Raw genomic sequence first — 16,451 nt, 5'->3', positions numbered from 1 at the left:
CGCCTTCCTTAAGCAGTCCTTGGGTTCCAGTGCAAATGAGCGCTCAAGCCTGGGTCAAACCGCAAGTTGATACCTAAATGATCAAGTATTACTGATTTCCATTGTATGAAAGGACTCCGGCTATCAAGGAATTGAGAAGCCGCATTCATAACATTTTCATTCAGGGGAATCTATGGTGAAAAACGTACTGGACTTTGGACTTATGGAGTAGCCAGTCTGCCAGCTATAGGAAATTGAACTTAAGGAGAGCAAAAATGAAACGTGTCATGTTTGTTTGCAAGAAGAATTCTCGCCGTTCCCAAATGGCAGAAGGATTTGCTCGCACTTTGGGAGAAGGTAAGATTGCTGTGACGAGTTCAGGATTGGCAGCAAGTGAGGTGGATCCTATTACCACTCAAGTCATGTCTGAAATTGGCATTGATATTACTCATCAGACTTCTAAGCCGTTAAGTGATTTCAAGGCAGAAGACTACAATGCAGTTATTTCGCTTTGTGGCTGTGGCGTTAACTTGCCAGAAGAATGGGTGATAATAGATGTGTTTGAAGATTGGCAACTGGATGATCCAGAGGGGCAAAGTATAGAAACCTTCCGCCGTGTTCGCGATCAAGTAAAGGAACGAGTCGTGAAGTTGATTGAATCTCTCGACTAAATCCTGTAGCTTCACTGTTACGGTTCGCGATCGCTATCCTTCATCATCGCAAAAACTCAAACGTTTGTAGAGTCGTAATTACCCCATTTATATTATGTCCGTTTAATCACTTATAAAAAAACGTTTGTCATACTGAGCGGAACGCAGTGTAGCGAAGTATCAAGGGAGATTCTAGAATGATAACTCATTAACCGGACTTGATATTACGCTAATATTACAGCAATTCTGCAAGGGAAAATTGGCGCTGGCGTTCTAATTCCTGAAGTCGCTGTTTTTCCTCGTAGAAAGCCTGACAATACGATTCCCATTTTTCTGGTTCAGTTTCTGGATTAGTTTCCTTAGACAGTTCGCAGAAGTAATGACAGCGTTTTTCACGCAGCACTCGTTCCATACAAACAGTTGCTGCTTGGATCAATTTATCATGACGTGAGATGATTTCTTTTTGAGTTTTTTCATTCAAATGAAATAAATGAAATACCAAACCCATTTCTTCAGGAAACTGCAGAAATTTATCTTGCAAAATTGATATTAACTCATGTTCCATTCGAGAGGAAGTCTCTAAAATTTGCCGCCATAAAAAGCGGTGATGGGAAAGGCTAAATTGCAAATCTCGCTCATGTAAAACAGAGACTATAGCCTGACGATGTTGTGGATGGTGCAAGTAAATTTGCAGTAATGAAGCCTCTGCGACTTCTAAAAGATTGCTTTCTTGAGATGTAAAACTTTGCTGTGCTGCTACAGGTTGCTGTTTAAGAATTGGTATTGGCTTACGAAATGTACTAGTAGGAGCAATTTGTGTGAGAAGATTTTCTACTCTTAAGTGTATTAGTCTGGTGTCTCCTAAACTGAGAATTTCAGCACAGTGAGAAATATAATAGTTACGTGTATCACTGTTAACTATATTTTTCAATAACTTGACCATCTGCCCAGAGACTTGTTGAAAGTCAGGAGCCTGTTTTAAGTCACGGTCTTTTGTCATTTGCTGAATTTGCCAATCTAGCCACAGTGGAGCTTTTGACAATAATTCTTTATAATCTTCTGGAGCGTGTCCTCGCAAGTATTCGTCAGCATCTTTACCATCGGGTAAGTTGAGAATCTTAAGTTGGACTTCGCCTTTATATGCGAGTTCGGCAATTTCCCCAATTGCTCGTTCTGCGGCGTTTGTTCCAGCTTTATCCGCATCAAAGTTGAGGACTAACTGTTTGGAGTCGGTGTAGCGCAAGACTTGTCGTACTTGTTCTAAACTGAGGGCAGTACCGAGGGAGGCGATCGCATTATTGATTCCAGCTGCGTGAAGAGCGATCGCATCAAAATATCCTTCTACCACAACAGCTTGATCGAGTTGGGAAATCGCTGTTTTTGCTTTGTCTAGGGCAAACAAAGTTTTCCCTTTGATAAAAACTTCTGTTTCTGGTGAATTCAAATATTTTGGTTGTTCATCTCCTAAACTTCTACCACCAAAGCCGATGACACGTCCAAGAACATCGTGGATGGGAATGATTAGGCGATCGCGGAACACATCATAATAACCACTGGCTTCCTTACGTGGTTTAATCAAACCAGCTTTTTCCACTAGTTGTACTGGGTATCGTTTGTCCTCAACCAGATAACGGTAGAGTGTTTCCCAACCTGGAGGAGCATATCCGAGACCAAACTGCTGTATTGTTTCTTCCTTCAGTTGACGCTGAGATTGCAGATATTCCAGTGCCTTCTCTCCATTGTACCGCAGAGCGCGTTGATAAAACTGTGCTGCTGCTGCAAGAACTCCATACAATTGTTCGCGTAAAGATAACTGACGCTGCAACTCTTGCCTTTGTTCCGGTTCCAGTGTTTTCACCGAGACTTGATAACGCCGCGCTAAATCCAATACCACTTCAGCAAAAGAGCGCTTCTCCAAATCCATGAGAAACTTAAAAGCATTCCCTCCAGCTTGACAGCCAAAGCAGTGGTACATTTGCTTAGTTTGGCTGACAGTGAAGCTGGGAGTTTTTTCTGAGTGGAAGGGACACAAACCTACATAGTCTTTTCCGCGCTTGCGTAAAACAACGTGTTCTGAGATGACATCAACAATGTCAGCTCGTTGTTTAACTTCGTCAATTGTGTCTGGATGCAAGCGAGGGATGTGCATACTAGTCAATGGTGAGTAGTGAGCTATCAGAGTTAGCGGTTACGAATGAGCAACGAACAACCAACCGCTAACAGATGACTCTTGATGGATATTATATTCTAGATGCTAATTCCAGAATAATGCTCAAAAAATCGCTAATCGCTTAAATTGTATAAGAGGAAATACTAAAAATGGGACGTATTTTTATTTCAGCAGCTCACGGAGGCAAAGAAATCAGAGGAACAGATCCAGGCTCAATCGCCGGTGGAACAACTGAAGCCAAGGAAATGATTTTGTTGCGGGATTTGATAGTCAGTGAACTGAGGGCGCGTAATTTTGAAGTCTTGGCGGTTCCAGATGAGCTCAGTGCTCAACAAACTATCCTTTGGATCAATTCTCGCGCTCGTCAAAAAGATGTTGCTATAGAAATTCATGCTGATGCTGCAAGCACTGTTTCTGTACGTGGGGCAAGTGTTTTCTATATTACTAATAATGATGAACGTAGAAGTCATGCCGAACTGTTGCTGGTGGGGCTATTGCGCCGTGTTCCTCAGTTAGCAAATCGAGGAGTCAAGCCAGACTCAACATCGAGTTTAGGACGTTTGGTGTTTTGTCGTCAAACAGCGATTCCTTCTTTGTTAATGCAAGTTGGTTTTCTAAGCAACCCAGATGATCGCACTTTGCTGCAAACTCGCCGCCGTGACTTTGCAGTGGGAATTGCTGATGGACTCGTATCTTGGAGTCGTACTGTTGATCCTAGTTCACCAGCTGCAGCAGATTCAACATATCCGACAATCACTATCAACATCAACGGACAACTTTACCCAGAAAAAGGGATACTCATTAACGGTAATGCTTATATCCCCATTGATTTGGCAGATCGCCTGCAAATTGATTTGTCAAAAGCGCCTAGTGTCACCCGCGTCACTTATCGCCGAATTGTTTACGTCAAAGCTATTGAACTACAGAACTTTCATGTTTCTATCTCTTGGGATAGCGCCAATCGTACTCTGAATTTGCGCTCGATTGTGCAAATTCCTGTTAGTCAAATTGACAAGATTATGTTGCACGGTTACACATCAGAAGTGCAGTTGCAGCTATTTTTGAGAAACAACAATGAAAATGCGATCGTACAATTTCCTGACTTACCTAAACTTTATCGAGAAGAAGCAGCAACAGAAGGGGTGAACCATGACATCGCCTTCTGCCAAATGTGTATAGAAACTGGATTTTTACGCTTTGATGACGACATTAAATCAGAGCAAAATAATTTTGCTGGTTTGGGTACTATTGGTGGTGGTCCAAAAACGGCGTCGTTTGAAAGTGCTAGAATCGGTGTCCGGGCGCACATTCAACACTTGAAAGCTTACGCCAGTTTGGAACCATTAGTTCAGGAAATGGAAGATCCAAGATTTCGCTTTGTGACTCGTGGTATTGCTCCATCAATTGATCAACTTTCAGGACGTTGGTCTGCGGATTTGGAGTATGGTAATAAGATTATGGCAATGCTCAAAAGGCTCTATGAGTCGGCAGGACTATTGTAAGTGCGAAATCTCGATTTTAATCAATTGGGCTAAGGAAAAAAGTTGCTCAGCAAAGTTTTCAACAGTTACAGCAATCTTAGATAGATCGTGAACAAAAAATTATGATAACGTAGACGCGGAGCGGTGAGACAGCGCTGCAGGAGGGTTTCCCGACAGAGGCGACTGCGAACCCGAAGGGCTTCCCGCAGGGTACCGCAAAGTACGCCCTAGACGCGCAGCGGCGTGCCGTAGGCTAGTACACAAAGGAAGAAAAGAGAGAAGATGTTCACAAACAATTTAGGTTTGCTGTATCAGTAAACAGTTATCAGTACACAGTGATGTATTTATCCTTGGGTTGGTATACTTATATCTTGCACCAGGGTCAAAAACCGGGTTTCTTGAGAATAACGACAGTTAAAAACCTTAATTTTTCGTTTATAAACTCGGTTTTTTGGGTCTTGTTGAGAATGCTGCAAGATGTCAGAATACCCCACCATATATCTGATAACTGCATCACTGATTGCTGATCTAGGCATAACAGCTTACTTTCTTTTAGGAATCACATATCTAATTCCACCTTTAGCACTAGCAGTATCACCTTTGTAACGAGGGATAATATGAATACTGGCGTGCATCACATTTTGACCTGCATCTCGATTGATATTCATTCCCACATTAAAACCGTCGGGTTCAAATTCTTTGCTGAGAAGTTTCTGCACTTTGTTAACCATAAACCAACAAGCTGATTGCTCTTTGAACGGTAGCTCAAAATAATTACTAACGTGACGTTTTGGAACAACCAAAACATGACCTTTACTCACAGGATAACCGTCAAACATCGCATAGGCTGTTGCTGATTCGGTTAGGATAGTTAAGTTTTTATGAGGGTTGCAAAATATGCAATTGTTAGAGGAGTTTCTTTGTAAATTATAATGTGTATACTCGTAAATTTCGCAATAGTCATCTAGATGAATTGATTGAAAAGGAAGTTTTACAATACACTGATATGTAGGTTTTTTGTGAATATAATGTTCTCGAAAACCTTCTCTTTTTATATCTCTTCTTACTGCATAATACGCTTTACCTCCCGGCTTTAAGAGATTCGATACTCCCATGAGAACCTCCGCTTGCTCTTCAAGAAATAAAACATTTAAAACATAAAAGCAAATGATTATATCAAATTTTTCATTAGGATATTCTGGAAAATAGTAAGGATCATAACCTGTAATATCAAATCCTTTTTGTCGCAAGATTTTAACATCATTGCCCAAGCCACAGCCAAAGTCTAGGACTTTTTTTTTATCTTGAAGCAGATTCTTCTCTAACAAAAACTGCGCAGGTACTGATAGGTAAGTTCTTTCTATTGCTGTGAGGTGGCTAAATTGATTTTTTTGCTTTTTCATGGAAACATAAATCTTCTTTCGATTCAGTAGCCGATATGAACTGCGTACACCAGCAGCTATGAAATGTTATGTGATTCAGGATATATGAGTATAATTTAAAGCGAAAAAATTTTGTCTTCAACAGTGCTAGTACTTAGAAAATCTTTACTAAAAAAGCGATCGCCTAAGAGCGATCGCCCGATCCCGACAAGAGGATTTTGAACTATGCAGTTTTAAAAAACCTGATAATCTCGCGGACATGATCCAAAAATTGTCCATCTGTAGAAAGTTGGGCGATCGCCACTCGTGCTTCTCTTGCCAAACGTTCATGTTCGGTTTGATTTGTGGCACGTAATTCTTCTACACTAGCGGCAATTCGAGCTAATTCTCTGCGTGTTTCTTCTAAATAAATTTGTTGGTTTGCGGCTAGAGAGTAGGGTTGTTCTGGGTTCAGTTGTTCTTCTATGCGCTTAACGGTTGCTTCTTGCGTGTCGAAACGGGAGCGAAGTTCAACAACATCTTCACGTGGATACTTCCATTCTTGGCGAATCATAACCAATCGTGCATACAAGTACTCATAAGCACTGATGGCTGGACGTAATCCAGTTAATAATAAAGCAGCACCAGAACTAACATAGCCGACTGCACTAATACCAGTAGCGGCGAGAACGTAAAGACCAATTGCTGAAAGTAAGTGTAACCCAAGAGCAACAAAGAGCGATCGCCGTGCCAAAACTTTGACATATTCCAGTTGTTTCTCATCTACTGGAATTCCTTTTTCAGTTGATTGTGTACCTTCTGCTAGGACTTCTTTTGCCTGAAAATGAACATTCCACGGTACAGTTACAATCACCAACAACCACCAAAAACTTGCCCCTCCAATCACCCAATCGAGAAAGTTACCAGTAGGTATATGGAACCATTGCAGTATGCTAAAACCCAAAAGCACTAAAACGAGAATTCCAAAACTGGAACCTATGAAGAAGTTAAAATACATTTTGCCTTGTTTGTGATCAAAGTATAACCTCAATCTTGGCGAGTGGTTGGGAGTCAAGCACAAATGCTTGTGATGGTTTTTAGAGTTACACACACAAGATTAGCGAATGGTTGATTAACGGGGCTAAAAACCCGGTAACTTCATCGTTGACTCAACGAAAAATCAGTCTTTTCAACGAAAGAAACCGGGTTGCGTGAGATTAGTGAATCGGTGTTCTAGCAATTTATTGAAGAAAATAACTGTGCCAAACTGATTTGGAATCTTTGTCACTACCTTCGGGAACTAGTAACCGCCAAGTTTTACCTTCTGTTTGGAGTTGCAGATAAACTTCAAAAGGTTTTTGGGCTTGTGTCAAACGTCGTTTTGGGAGTTTGAACGTCAGGTTGTAGGTTCCCTGAATACGGTATGTAGGTAAATTCTCGATTGTCAAAGGTGTTTGCTGAGTCATTGATAACCGATGGATTTCAAATCCTTGAATATCTAAATCTAGCTGTTGATTGAGTTGCTGTTGGGTTTGCTCTAATTCAAACGCAATTGCTTTTTCTACTAACTGGCTAGTTGGTGCAAGAACACTCGTGGTACACGCAGTTAATAGCCACAGCAGAATTAAGCTGAATATTAGCCGCACCATTACTCTGACTCCTCTATACTCATATCTGCTCTTCCAAAGCGATAGTATAGTCTGTTGCTGGTGTCACTCGCTAGCCCCTAAAAGGGGCGCTACGCAAACGCTCAAATTCAAAATTCAAAATTCAAAATTCAAAATTAAAGACACTTAGTGGGAGCGCGTGTACCGCCAGCAGTAGTCTCGGCAGATCAAAGATTATGGTGGGGGCTCCTACCTTCCCTAATCAATTCAAAATTATTCTTCCGGATTGTTAGCGCAGCGGTCTATGCCTCCTTTGAATTCAAAAAAGGTCATTATCTAATTGTTGTGACTTAAAAAGTTATTTGTCTTAAATAAGACTTAATTTATACTTAATTCTTCAAATCGATATTTGCTTTTCATCGGATCAACAATTTCCTTTGAAAAAAATAAATTTTACCTTGTGTCAGCACAAGTCTTACTGAGTGTTAGCAAGTATCTTCTCATTCACTAGAACTTCAAGTAGAACAGCAACTCGATAACAGACACATAGTTAGAAAACAAACAGATTCTGAAGCTGAAGTGTTTTAGCAGTCCAGATTTGATCACCGTTAACACGATAACAAATAGCTAAGAACTCGGATTATACGCATTAATCATGAATTATCCGTATCTATGATCAAGCCAGTTGATTAAGTAGAGTTTAAGTTTTTTATCAAAAAAGTTACCCGGAAAGTAAGTTGTTCTAGATGAATATTCAGATATAGAAAAGCACAGTCATCCTGTCGCTGACTCTACGTAAAGTCAATACAAAGTTTATTGCTGTCATAAAAAATACTTTTTTAAATAACAGCGATTTTACTTAAAATATCGTCCTGTTTATTTAGTTAAAAAAATTACAACATGAAGACAATAGCAACACAGGTGCGTAACCAAGTCTTAAAGAATCTTTATGAAATTTCACTCATAAAAACTCCTGCTGAGTGTGCTTATCAAGCAGCATTAGCAAAACATATGAGTCATCTCCCTGTTCTTTCGAGTACTGACTCGACTCTTGTAGAGACTCTGAACACTGAGGGAGTTGTCATCACCTCGTTAGAAGAACTTGCGATTCCTTCTACTCCACAAATGCTGCAAGCTGCAAAAAAATTAATGCCAAAAATTCCAAGAGTTCTTTCTGGCGATGAAAATGAATTTGTGATTCATGCAACTTCCCAGCAAATCATGGAAGATCCAAAGATTTTTCTTTGGGGATTAGAACAACGTTTACTCAATATTGCTGAGAATTATCTTGGTCTACCTGTAGCTTATCATGGTGCCTATTTTCGTAGAGATCTTGTTAATCAAGTAGAGATAAAATCCAGGCTATGGCACATGGATTCGGAAGATAGGAAATTATTCAAAGTCATTATTTATTTAAATGACATAAATGATGATGGAGGACCATTTCAATATATTCCAAAATATATCACTTCAAAAGTTGTTCATTCTTTGGGATATAAATCTGGTTATATTCGAGATGAATGTATGCAACGATTTGTATCTCCATCAAATTATAAATCTTGTATCGGTTTATCTGGAACGGTAGTCATTGCAGGGACTAATAGTGTCTTTCATAGAGGTAAAAGACCAATAGCTTACGATAGATTGGCAATATTTTTTGATTACACTTCCAGACAACCAAGATTTCCTTTTTATTGTAAATCTTCACTACCTATGGAAGATTTACAGGCACTCTCACCAATGTTTTCTGAACAGCAAAAACAGTGTGTTTTTTGGCGACAAGAATTTTATAGTCATATAGGAGAGTGACAGGTGTAGGAAGTTTTACGACTTGGAAAATAATGTTTCAAACCTCATTAAAGTAAGCTGGATAGCACACGTTCCCATTAATATTTATCAAAGCACTCGGCTTGAGTTCTAGTATCATAAATGCCTCATCAGGTATTGGTAACGATGAGTGCAAGCCAAATTGACTCGCTTTTTGAAAACCAAAACGTCTGTAATAGTGCGGATTTCCAACAACGACAACAATAGGATAATCTGACTGACGACATTTTGATAAACCTACTTGCACCAACTGGCTACCAATACCTTGACGCTGGCGCTGTGGTTTCACGGCTAGCGGTGCTAATGCGAGTGCTGGAATTTGGTGTGGTGCGTTAATGAAAATGCGGCTGAAGAGAATGTGTCCCAATACATCTCCATTTTCTAGCGCGACAAGGGATAATTCAGGTATGAAATTTGGAGAGTTGCGGATTTTATCTACAAGTTCAGCTTCTTGTGTTCGACCAAAAGCATCCGTTATGACTTGATGAATCTTCGCTTTTTGGTTCTCTGTTTCTGGCGCAAAATCTAGCATCATTAAAAGACTACTTCAGGTAAAACAGCAATCCAATCCCTACAATCGCAACTATAACACCGGCGATCGCCCTGACGCTGACTTTCTCTTTCATCGCGATCGCGATCGGGATGACAAATAATGGACTCGTCTGCAACAAAGTGAAGGAAATTCCGGCAGCTGTAAATTTAATTGCTATCTGTTGCAACCAAATTCCTAAGTAAGTTCCACAAAACGCAGCAAAGATAGCGACTAGAATCACTCTAGGTTTTTGTAAACTTTTTAACGCTAAACCATCTTGTTGCTTGCGACAAAGTACCCAAATCAAAAGCATCAACACGCCTGCAATCAACCGCAACAAAGCTGCCCACAAGGGATTGATGCTAGTGTTTGCCAAAGCTGCACGCGAGAGAACACCCCCTGTCGCATTTGCAACCGCTGCCAACAAAGCAAAACCTATTCCTTGCCACAGGTACCTTGAGGAATTCTCACTTGTACTAGGAACTCTTTCGGTAACAACCCAAGCAACACCCAAAACAGTCAGCAAAATACCACACCAAGCACTCATATTTAATCTTTCTTGGAGAAAAATCAACGCGAGTATTGCTGTCATGGGTGGGGCAAGAGTTCCAATTAGTAAGACACGACGTACACCCAGAAAATTTATCGCTGCCAAAAAAGCTGTATCGCCTAAGCAAATTCCCACAACACCACTCAAGAGGATGAGACAAAGGGATAGGGGTGGAATGCTGGGAAACAATTCGCCGCTGATGATGATAGTGAGCAATAAAAAGGCGATCGCAATTATCCCTTTGATTAAGTTGAGTTGTAACGGCGGGATACGTTCTCCCAAGCGCCCATACAATACTGATGCCACAGCCCATAAACAAGCAGCAGATAACGCTGCAATTTCACCTTTCAAACTTGTGACGGACAAATTTAAATAATTATTAAAAATAACATCCACCTATTTTCTTTCAACGGAAATCTTTTATATCTTAATATAAATACCTTTATAAACTTTAGCACTCAATGCACTTCACTGCTAATTTTTGTGAGACATTTTTTAGCACTCAACGTACTTTACTGCTAACTCTTTTATGGGACATTTTTTAGCACTCTCAATGCTGAAGTGCTATTTTTTGGAAGTTTATGATTTACCAAATAGGAGGATTTGAACTGTGTTGAGATGAGATTCAAGAAAATTTTAAGTTATTACACTTGAGAGCAACTCTGGTTTCAAGAGAACTCATGTAAGAATTTGGAGAAATAGAATGAAATACACTTTCGACATTGTAGGCGTGTCTCCAGTTTTAGATTTTTTCAGTCATCAACAGCAGAGTTTACAAGAACTAAAGCATCAAGGTGTGGAATATGTAGGGACTCACAAGTGTACACTTGATGCCATCATCAAATCAGTGGAACCATTACCATCAAAATGGGGCTGGAATATCGATGAAGTTGTCGATACAGTGATTGAGTTTTGGATGAAGAATTCAGAGAGTATCTGCTATTGGAAATCACGTCTTATGGATGCAGGTAGTGATAACTTATTAGTCGCAAGGGTAGCAGATATTAAGGCTTTAAAAACAGATTTTGAAGGCTTACTGAATAATAAGTGGTGAATTGATGATCAAATTTGTTTGAATGAAACCACAAAGAAACAACTTATTTCTCAACCAAATTTGCAATAACTGTCGCCAAGAAAACTGGCTCGACTGGCTTAGGAACATGAAGTGTGAAGCCAGTTTCTAATGCTTGTTGTTGGGTAGTTTCTCCTGCATAAGCAGTGAGGGCGATCGCCGGAATTTGCCCCCCTTGTTCGACAGGTAAAGATCTAACTTCACGAATCAGCGTATAACCGTCCATTTCTGGCATTCCAATGTCACTCACCAGCAAATCTGGCTGCTGTTTAACCAGTGATGAGAGTGCTTCATGCCCTGAGGCGGCTGCACTTACAGAAGCCCCGTAAGCTTCTAGTAAGAAAACCAGAAAATCACGGTTATCTGGTTCATCATCCACAACTAGTACCCGCACTCCATGTAAAGAAGGACTATTATCATCTTTTTGAGTCTCAGCTTGAATGATGGAGGGATTAAGCATGAGTGGAAGCTTCACAGTAAAAGTTGCTCCCTTGCCTTCACCAAGACTTTCTGCTTTAATAGTACCACCGTGCAGTTCAACCAAGTGGTGGACAAGAGAAAGACCTAATCCTAAACCTCCAAACTTTCTGGTATAGCTACTATCTTGTTGACGGAAGTAATCAAATATGTAGGGTAGAAAATCTGGTTTGATACCTTTGCCTGTATCAATAACTTGAATCTGAGCGTATGAGCCAACCCTTTCTAACCGAACTGTAACTTGTCCTTTTGGTGGCGTAAATTTAACAGCATTAGAAAGGAGATTCCAGATAACTTGCTGCAATCGTTTGGAATCACCAAAAATTGATCCTACATTAGGATCAAATATAGTTAATATCTCAATTGACTTAGCAACAGCCGCAAGATGAACACTTTCTATAGCCTTAGTAATGATAGTTTGCAAGTTAACAGTAGTAGGATTAAGAGTTAGCTTACCACGCAAAATCTTAGATACACTCAGCAAATCATTAATCAGTTGCACCTGTAAGCTAGCGTTACGCTCAATCGTTTCCAGTGCTTGCTCTTTCTTATTAGGATCAAGCTTACCACTGCGTAAAAGTCTCACCCACCCAAGTATTGGATTTAGGGGTGTTCGCAACTCATGCGAGAGAACAGCAAGAAACTCATCTTTGATGCGGTTTGCTGCTTGAGCCTGTTCCAAAAGTTTATTCCGTTCTTGTTCAGCGCGCTTGCGCTCTGTGATATCTCTTAAAGAAACAAGATAAGCAGTTTCTCCTTGCCATTCAATTTCTACCACACGCATTTGGGCAATTTTTTCTAAGCCAGTGTTTGCTGGGGTACTTTCTTTGTTATAGTTATATGGGTAAATATCAACCTCTGTGTTATCCTCACCAACAACAGGAAAGCCAAACAATTCACCCAAGAGTTCTTCTTGCTCGCAACTAAACAGCTTTAGTGCTGCTGGGTTAATAAAACGTACAAAACCCTGGCGATCGACAACCACAATACCGTCAGCATTCTTAGTAATCAGCGTTTGTAACTGCACTTCGATCTTTTGAAGTGCTGCTTCGACTCGTTGAGAGTGTTCTTTTTGTTTACCGAGTTCTGCTGTCTGTTTTTCTAAGCGTTGTTCTAAATCTTGCTTATGCAATTGGCACGGTTGTGTTTCTTGTGCAAGAGCCTGTCTAATAACTTGAGGAAGCCGTGCCAGTTCATCTTTGGGTAAGTAGTCTGTAGCTCCTGCCTTAATACATTTTACGGCAACAGATGCGCTATCTATACCATTCACAATCACAAAAGGGATATTCAACCCCTGTGCTTGCGTTTTGTGTAAGACTTCTAAGACATTCAAATGACTTAAGCTGTATTCAGCAACAATCGCATCCCAACCAGAACTCAGATAAGTTAAGTCATCAACTTTTGTTGGCACACACTTATAATTCAGTCCAAAACCAGCTTCATTCAATAAAGCCAGAATATTTTCTGTAGATTGGGGCGAGGTTAATAACAATAAAATGGTGCATTTTTCAGCCACGTTAGCCACTTTTAGTAAATGAGTGATTTATTATGAATAAATCTTAGTGGTTAATAGTGTCGCGCAGCATTACCCAAAGACTTATGTTTATGGCTCTTCCTATAGAAAGAGAAGATTAAGAGCTACTGAACTCATTTTGGTTTGTAAAAACCAGACATCGGATGACCTGTTAAAATACCAGTAATATTGCGAAATGGCCTACCGATGTGCATACCCCGATTATCAATTGTGAATTCTCGGATTTGCTTATCATGTTGTGAACCGCGCATTTTAATGACTGTTATGCCTCTACGAATTTCTCCATAAACTTCAACATATCGTAGTAATATAATAACATCAGTGGTTGTAGAGATATGAGCTTCAGAAGTTGAGGTTCCGCTGACAAGCGTCATCGGGGTTGTTGAGGTATAAAGTGCAGTCATTCTCCGTTCTCTGAAGATTGAATTCAAACCAACAATAAATTGCCGAAATCCTTCTGTACTAGAACCCCATTCCAAGACTGATAGACTATCAATTGCTACACGATGGGGTTGAAATTCCTCAATAATCTCTTGCATTTTGATCAAGTGATATTCCAGTGGATTTGCTTCTGGGTTGCGGTACACAATCCTCAATTTTCCGTCTCGTTCCATTTGTTGAAAGTCAACACTCCAACCCAGGGCATTTCTTAGAATCAGTTCTCGGTTTTCCTCAAAAGCAAATAACAAGCAGCGTTCGTTATGACGAGCTCCGGCTGCGATAAACTGAGTTGATAGTAAGGTTTTACCTGTACCTGTCGCTCCTGACACAAGGATAATCGAATTCCGAAAAAAACCACCCTCACACATAGCATCCAGTTCTCGAACGCCAGAAGTCATGCGAATATCAGAAGTACCAGCCTCTGGTGTCTCCGATGTAGAAAGGGGAATAATCACAATCCCTTTATCAGGAAGAATCGAAAAAGGAAATTCTCCCTGCTTGTGAGAACTACCTCTATACTTAAGAATTTCTACAGTCCGTCGGCGCTTGTGTTGAAGCATCGCATTGCGTAGGATAATCACATTGTCAGCGACAAACTCCTCAACACTGTAAGTGCTAATATTACCATATTCTTGATTGCGTTCAGATGTGACAACGACCGTACTTTCAATTTGTTCTAACACTGAACCAATCATATATAGATCATTACGGACTTGAGCTTTATCAGGCAAATAAGTAAAAATTGCTCCCAAGCAATCCATTGAGACTCGTACTGCACCCACCTGATTGATGGCATATTTAATTCGGGCAACCAGAGAATCGAAGTCGTATTCTCCACTAACAAGAGGCTGTTCTCCAACTTGGCGAGAAGCATCAACAAACATCCATTTGCCTTCCTCCTCCCATTGGCGGATATCCCAGCCAAAGCCCCGCATATTTTTCCGTATACGCTGCGGAGATTCTTCAAAAGTCACAAACACTCCATTCTCACCCCGTTTGATACCTTCAGCAAGATACTGAGATGCAAATACAGTCTTACCACTACCTGCAGTACCAACTATCAATGTTACCCGACCAATGGGTAGTCCCCCATCAGATAATATGTCAAAGCCAGGAATTCCAGTGACAAGCTTTTCTACCAAATCTTGTTCTTTTTCTTGATTCATTTCTAGAATTTGAGCTTTTTCATTAAAAAATAAAATATCACTGATTAGTATTATTAATGTATCTTGCTGCTCTAGGGAATGTTAAGCCCTAACAAAACCGTGTGTGTATTTGATAAATCACCGATAATTCGCACTTTTGGCAAGGGAAATTCTTTGATTAACGTTGGGGTGACTAAGATTTTCTCAGCTTCCGCAATTTGTGGTTGCTCAAGGACATCTATAATTACTATCTCATGTCTATTCCGCAGATGTGATTCGCACAACTGAATTAAATTGGATATCGCCCGTTGGGATCTGGGCGTGTATCCTGTAATATACAGTTTGAGCAGATATTTCTCACTCATTTGTCAGTCGAGTCACTACTTGCGTTCCCTCTGTATTTACTTTTTCCCGCAGTTATTATAAGTTTTCGTAATGTTGAATTTATTCAGACTAACGAGGTATTTCTGAGTGTCAGCAGGTAGTGAGATGTCTGTTGATAAGCCATGAAGGAATTTTCTCATATGGCTGTTCGCATACGAACTGAGATGAAAAATAAGGAGCGATCGCTCCTTATGGAAAATAGCAGATGAGTGAATCTATTCTCAAACACTCGTCTTTTGAGTCTCACGTCAAGTCTGCTTGATAGCAATTTGCGATTGAGTGCAATACACGCATTGAAGCTGAACTTTGCTGATGATTGTGAGAATGCAGATAATCTACAGTAGCAAGATTTTGGGATAACTAATCATAATTATCTAAATTTCATTTACCCCAAAAGATTTTTAATTTCCTCATCACTAAAGCCAAATTGCCTAAAAATACGCAAAACATAAGCAGGAGACATTTCTCCTGCACCTATATCTAATATCACCATCCTACTCATGATAACAGTGGACGATTAGAAAGACGGTCTTCATCAAGTGCTTGACGTAGATATTCCCAAGTTTCTGTTTGTTCTTGTTCATCCCCCTCCTCTATCCATTCTTTAGTCAGTTTGCTCAAGGCTTTATGCTGTTGGATTAATCGGTTGTTTTCGGGAATTTCTTGTTCAGAAGTCTCTGATAATCCTGGTTTTAAAATTACACTTTCACGAAATAAGCGGATTATCTGAAGTAAATTAGACCAGTATTCTCTGGGAGTTTGTTGAATTTCTTGCAGTAATTCTGTTATCGATATTTCGGAAAAATTATTCTCTCTATTATTTTGAGACTCATTGTTCACTATACTTTGTTCAGACATGATTACTTTTTTGGGAATTTATCCTAAAATTTTAGCAAGGAAAATATTCTTGCTGGGCAATACCCCTTTACGGAAAATAGCGATAAATATCTTTACATATAATGCCAATACGATAATTACCTATGCGAATCAGGATAATAGCATTTCTTTGTGAAGCTCTTTTTCAAGTTATGCTAATACTTCATTGAGGTTAAGCGGTGTTTCATCTTGCACTTCTTTCATGGCAAGAATTAATCCTTCGTCTTCAATGGCTTCTAGCAAACGTTGATAATCATCAAAATTTGTGATCACTTTTCGGACGTTACCTTGAGTATCAGTGATCACTTCTTGCGCAAATGGATATTTATTAGCTTTCATCTGGATTTTGGCTTTTGTCGTCATAA

General features: G+C 39.9%; 16 protein-coding genes. 4 read left to right on the top strand and 12 right to left on the bottom strand.

Going from position 1 to position 16,451, the window contains the following annotated elements; genetic code table 11:
• The first annotated feature begins 254 nt into the window (after window positions 1-254).
• Window positions 255-650 carry an arsenate reductase, glutathione/glutaredoxin type gene (gene arsC / locus DP117_RS04015; protein ID WP_211175900.1) on the top strand — a complete coding sequence of 132 codons (396 nt, stop codon included), beginning with the start codon at window positions 255-257 and terminating at the stop codon, window positions 648-650.
• 214 nt (window positions 651-864) lie between these two features.
• Here the strand turns inward: arsC and dnaG are convergent, their stop codons facing one another.
• Window positions 865-2,778 carry a DNA primase gene (gene dnaG, locus DP117_RS04010; protein ID WP_169217043.1) on the bottom strand — a complete coding sequence of 638 codons (1,914 nt, stop codon included), beginning with the start codon at window positions 2,776-2,778 and terminating at the stop codon, window positions 865-867.
• A 170-nt stretch (window positions 2,779-2,948) separates the two neighbouring features.
• Between dnaG and DP117_RS04005 the strand changes: the two genes are divergently transcribed.
• Entirely contained in the window at window positions 2,949-4,301 is a 1,353-nt protein-coding gene (locus DP117_RS04005; protein WP_169217042.1) for an N-acetylmuramoyl-L-alanine amidase, read from the top strand.
• A gap of 323 nt (window positions 4,302-4,624) precedes the next feature.
• On the opposite strand, the gene DP117_RS04000 is transcribed toward DP117_RS04005, so the two are convergent.
• The 4 genes from DP117_RS04000 to DP117_RS03985 form a co-directional block, all read right to left on the bottom strand.
• The gene (locus tag DP117_RS04000; RefSeq protein ID WP_169217041.1) at window positions 4,625-4,816 is read right to left on the bottom strand and encodes a hypothetical protein; all 192 of its coding nucleotides are present in this window, start codon (window positions 4,814-4,816) and stop codon (window positions 4,625-4,627) included.
• A gap of 6 nt (window positions 4,817-4,822) precedes the next feature.
• On the bottom strand, window positions 4,823-5,683 hold the full coding sequence (locus tag DP117_RS03995; protein WP_169217040.1) for an HIT family protein: 861 nt from the start codon (window positions 5,681-5,683) through the stop codon (window positions 4,823-4,825).
• A 202-nt stretch (window positions 5,684-5,885) separates the two neighbouring features.
• Window positions 5,886-6,659, bottom strand: a complete 774-nt coding sequence (locus tag DP117_RS03990) for a hypothetical protein (RefSeq protein WP_169217039.1) — start codon at window positions 6,657-6,659, stop codon at window positions 5,886-5,888.
• A 223-nt stretch (window positions 6,660-6,882) separates the two neighbouring features.
• A complete protein-coding gene (locus DP117_RS03985) occupies window positions 6,883-7,290 on the bottom strand; it encodes a hypothetical protein (RefSeq protein WP_169217038.1) in 408 nt (135 codons plus the stop codon).
• Window positions 7,291-8,148: 858 nt separating this feature from the next.
• Between DP117_RS03985 and DP117_RS03980 the strand changes: the two genes are divergently transcribed.
• Complete coding sequence (locus tag DP117_RS03980) at window positions 8,149-9,057, top strand: 2OG-Fe(II) oxygenase (RefSeq protein ID WP_169217037.1); 909 nt, start codon at window positions 8,149-8,151, stop codon at window positions 9,055-9,057.
• Between the two features lie 37 nt (window positions 9,058-9,094).
• On the opposite strand, the gene DP117_RS03975 is transcribed toward DP117_RS03980, so the two are convergent.
• A complete protein-coding gene (locus DP117_RS03975) occupies window positions 9,095-9,610 on the bottom strand; it encodes an N-acetyltransferase (protein ID WP_248277517.1) in 516 nt (171 codons plus the stop codon).
• A gap of 7 nt (window positions 9,611-9,617) precedes the next feature.
• The gene (locus tag DP117_RS03970) at window positions 9,618-10,553 is read right to left on the bottom strand and encodes a DMT family transporter (RefSeq protein WP_169217036.1); all 936 of its coding nucleotides are present in this window, start codon (window positions 10,551-10,553) and stop codon (window positions 9,618-9,620) included.
• Between the two features lie 307 nt (window positions 10,554-10,860).
• Here DP117_RS03970 and DP117_RS03965 point away from each other — a divergent pair, with 307 nt between their 5' ends.
• Window positions 10,861-11,211 (top strand): hypothetical protein, encoded by a 351-nt coding sequence (locus DP117_RS03965; protein ID WP_169217035.1) that lies wholly within the window; start codon window positions 10,861-10,863, stop codon window positions 11,209-11,211.
• 43 nt (window positions 11,212-11,254) lie between these two features.
• On the opposite strand, the gene DP117_RS03960 is transcribed toward DP117_RS03965, so the two are convergent.
• From DP117_RS03960 to DP117_RS03935, 5 genes are all read right to left on the bottom strand, one after another.
• Complete coding sequence (locus DP117_RS03960; RefSeq protein ID WP_169217034.1) at window positions 11,255-13,222, bottom strand: ATP-binding protein; 1,968 nt, start codon at window positions 13,220-13,222, stop codon at window positions 11,255-11,257.
• 131 nt (window positions 13,223-13,353) lie between these two features.
• On the bottom strand, window positions 13,354-14,847 hold the full coding sequence (gene kaiC / locus DP117_RS03955; RefSeq protein WP_169217033.1) for a circadian clock protein KaiC: 1,494 nt from the start codon (window positions 14,845-14,847) through the stop codon (window positions 13,354-13,356).
• A gap of 71 nt (window positions 14,848-14,918) precedes the next feature.
• The gene (locus tag DP117_RS03950; protein ID WP_169217032.1) at window positions 14,919-15,191 is read right to left on the bottom strand and encodes a circadian clock KaiB family protein; all 273 of its coding nucleotides are present in this window, start codon (window positions 15,189-15,191) and stop codon (window positions 14,919-14,921) included.
• A 517-nt stretch (window positions 15,192-15,708) separates the two neighbouring features.
• Window positions 15,709-16,068 carry a hypothetical protein gene (locus tag DP117_RS03940; protein WP_169217031.1) on the bottom strand — a complete coding sequence of 120 codons (360 nt, stop codon included), beginning with the start codon at window positions 16,066-16,068 and terminating at the stop codon, window positions 15,709-15,711.
• Between the two features lie 168 nt (window positions 16,069-16,236).
• Window positions 16,237-16,449, bottom strand: a complete 213-nt coding sequence (locus DP117_RS03935) for a hypothetical protein (RefSeq protein ID WP_248277516.1) — start codon at window positions 16,447-16,449, stop codon at window positions 16,237-16,239.
• Window positions 16,450-16,451 lie beyond the last annotated feature (2 nt).

Source organism: Brasilonema sp. UFV-L1, assembly GCF_012912105.1.
GTDB lineage: Bacteria > Cyanobacteriota > Cyanobacteriia > Cyanobacteriales > Nostocaceae > Brasilonema.
The sequence above is the reverse complement of the archived record's forward strand: the minus strand, read 5'-3'. Positions and strand labels throughout refer to the sequence as shown.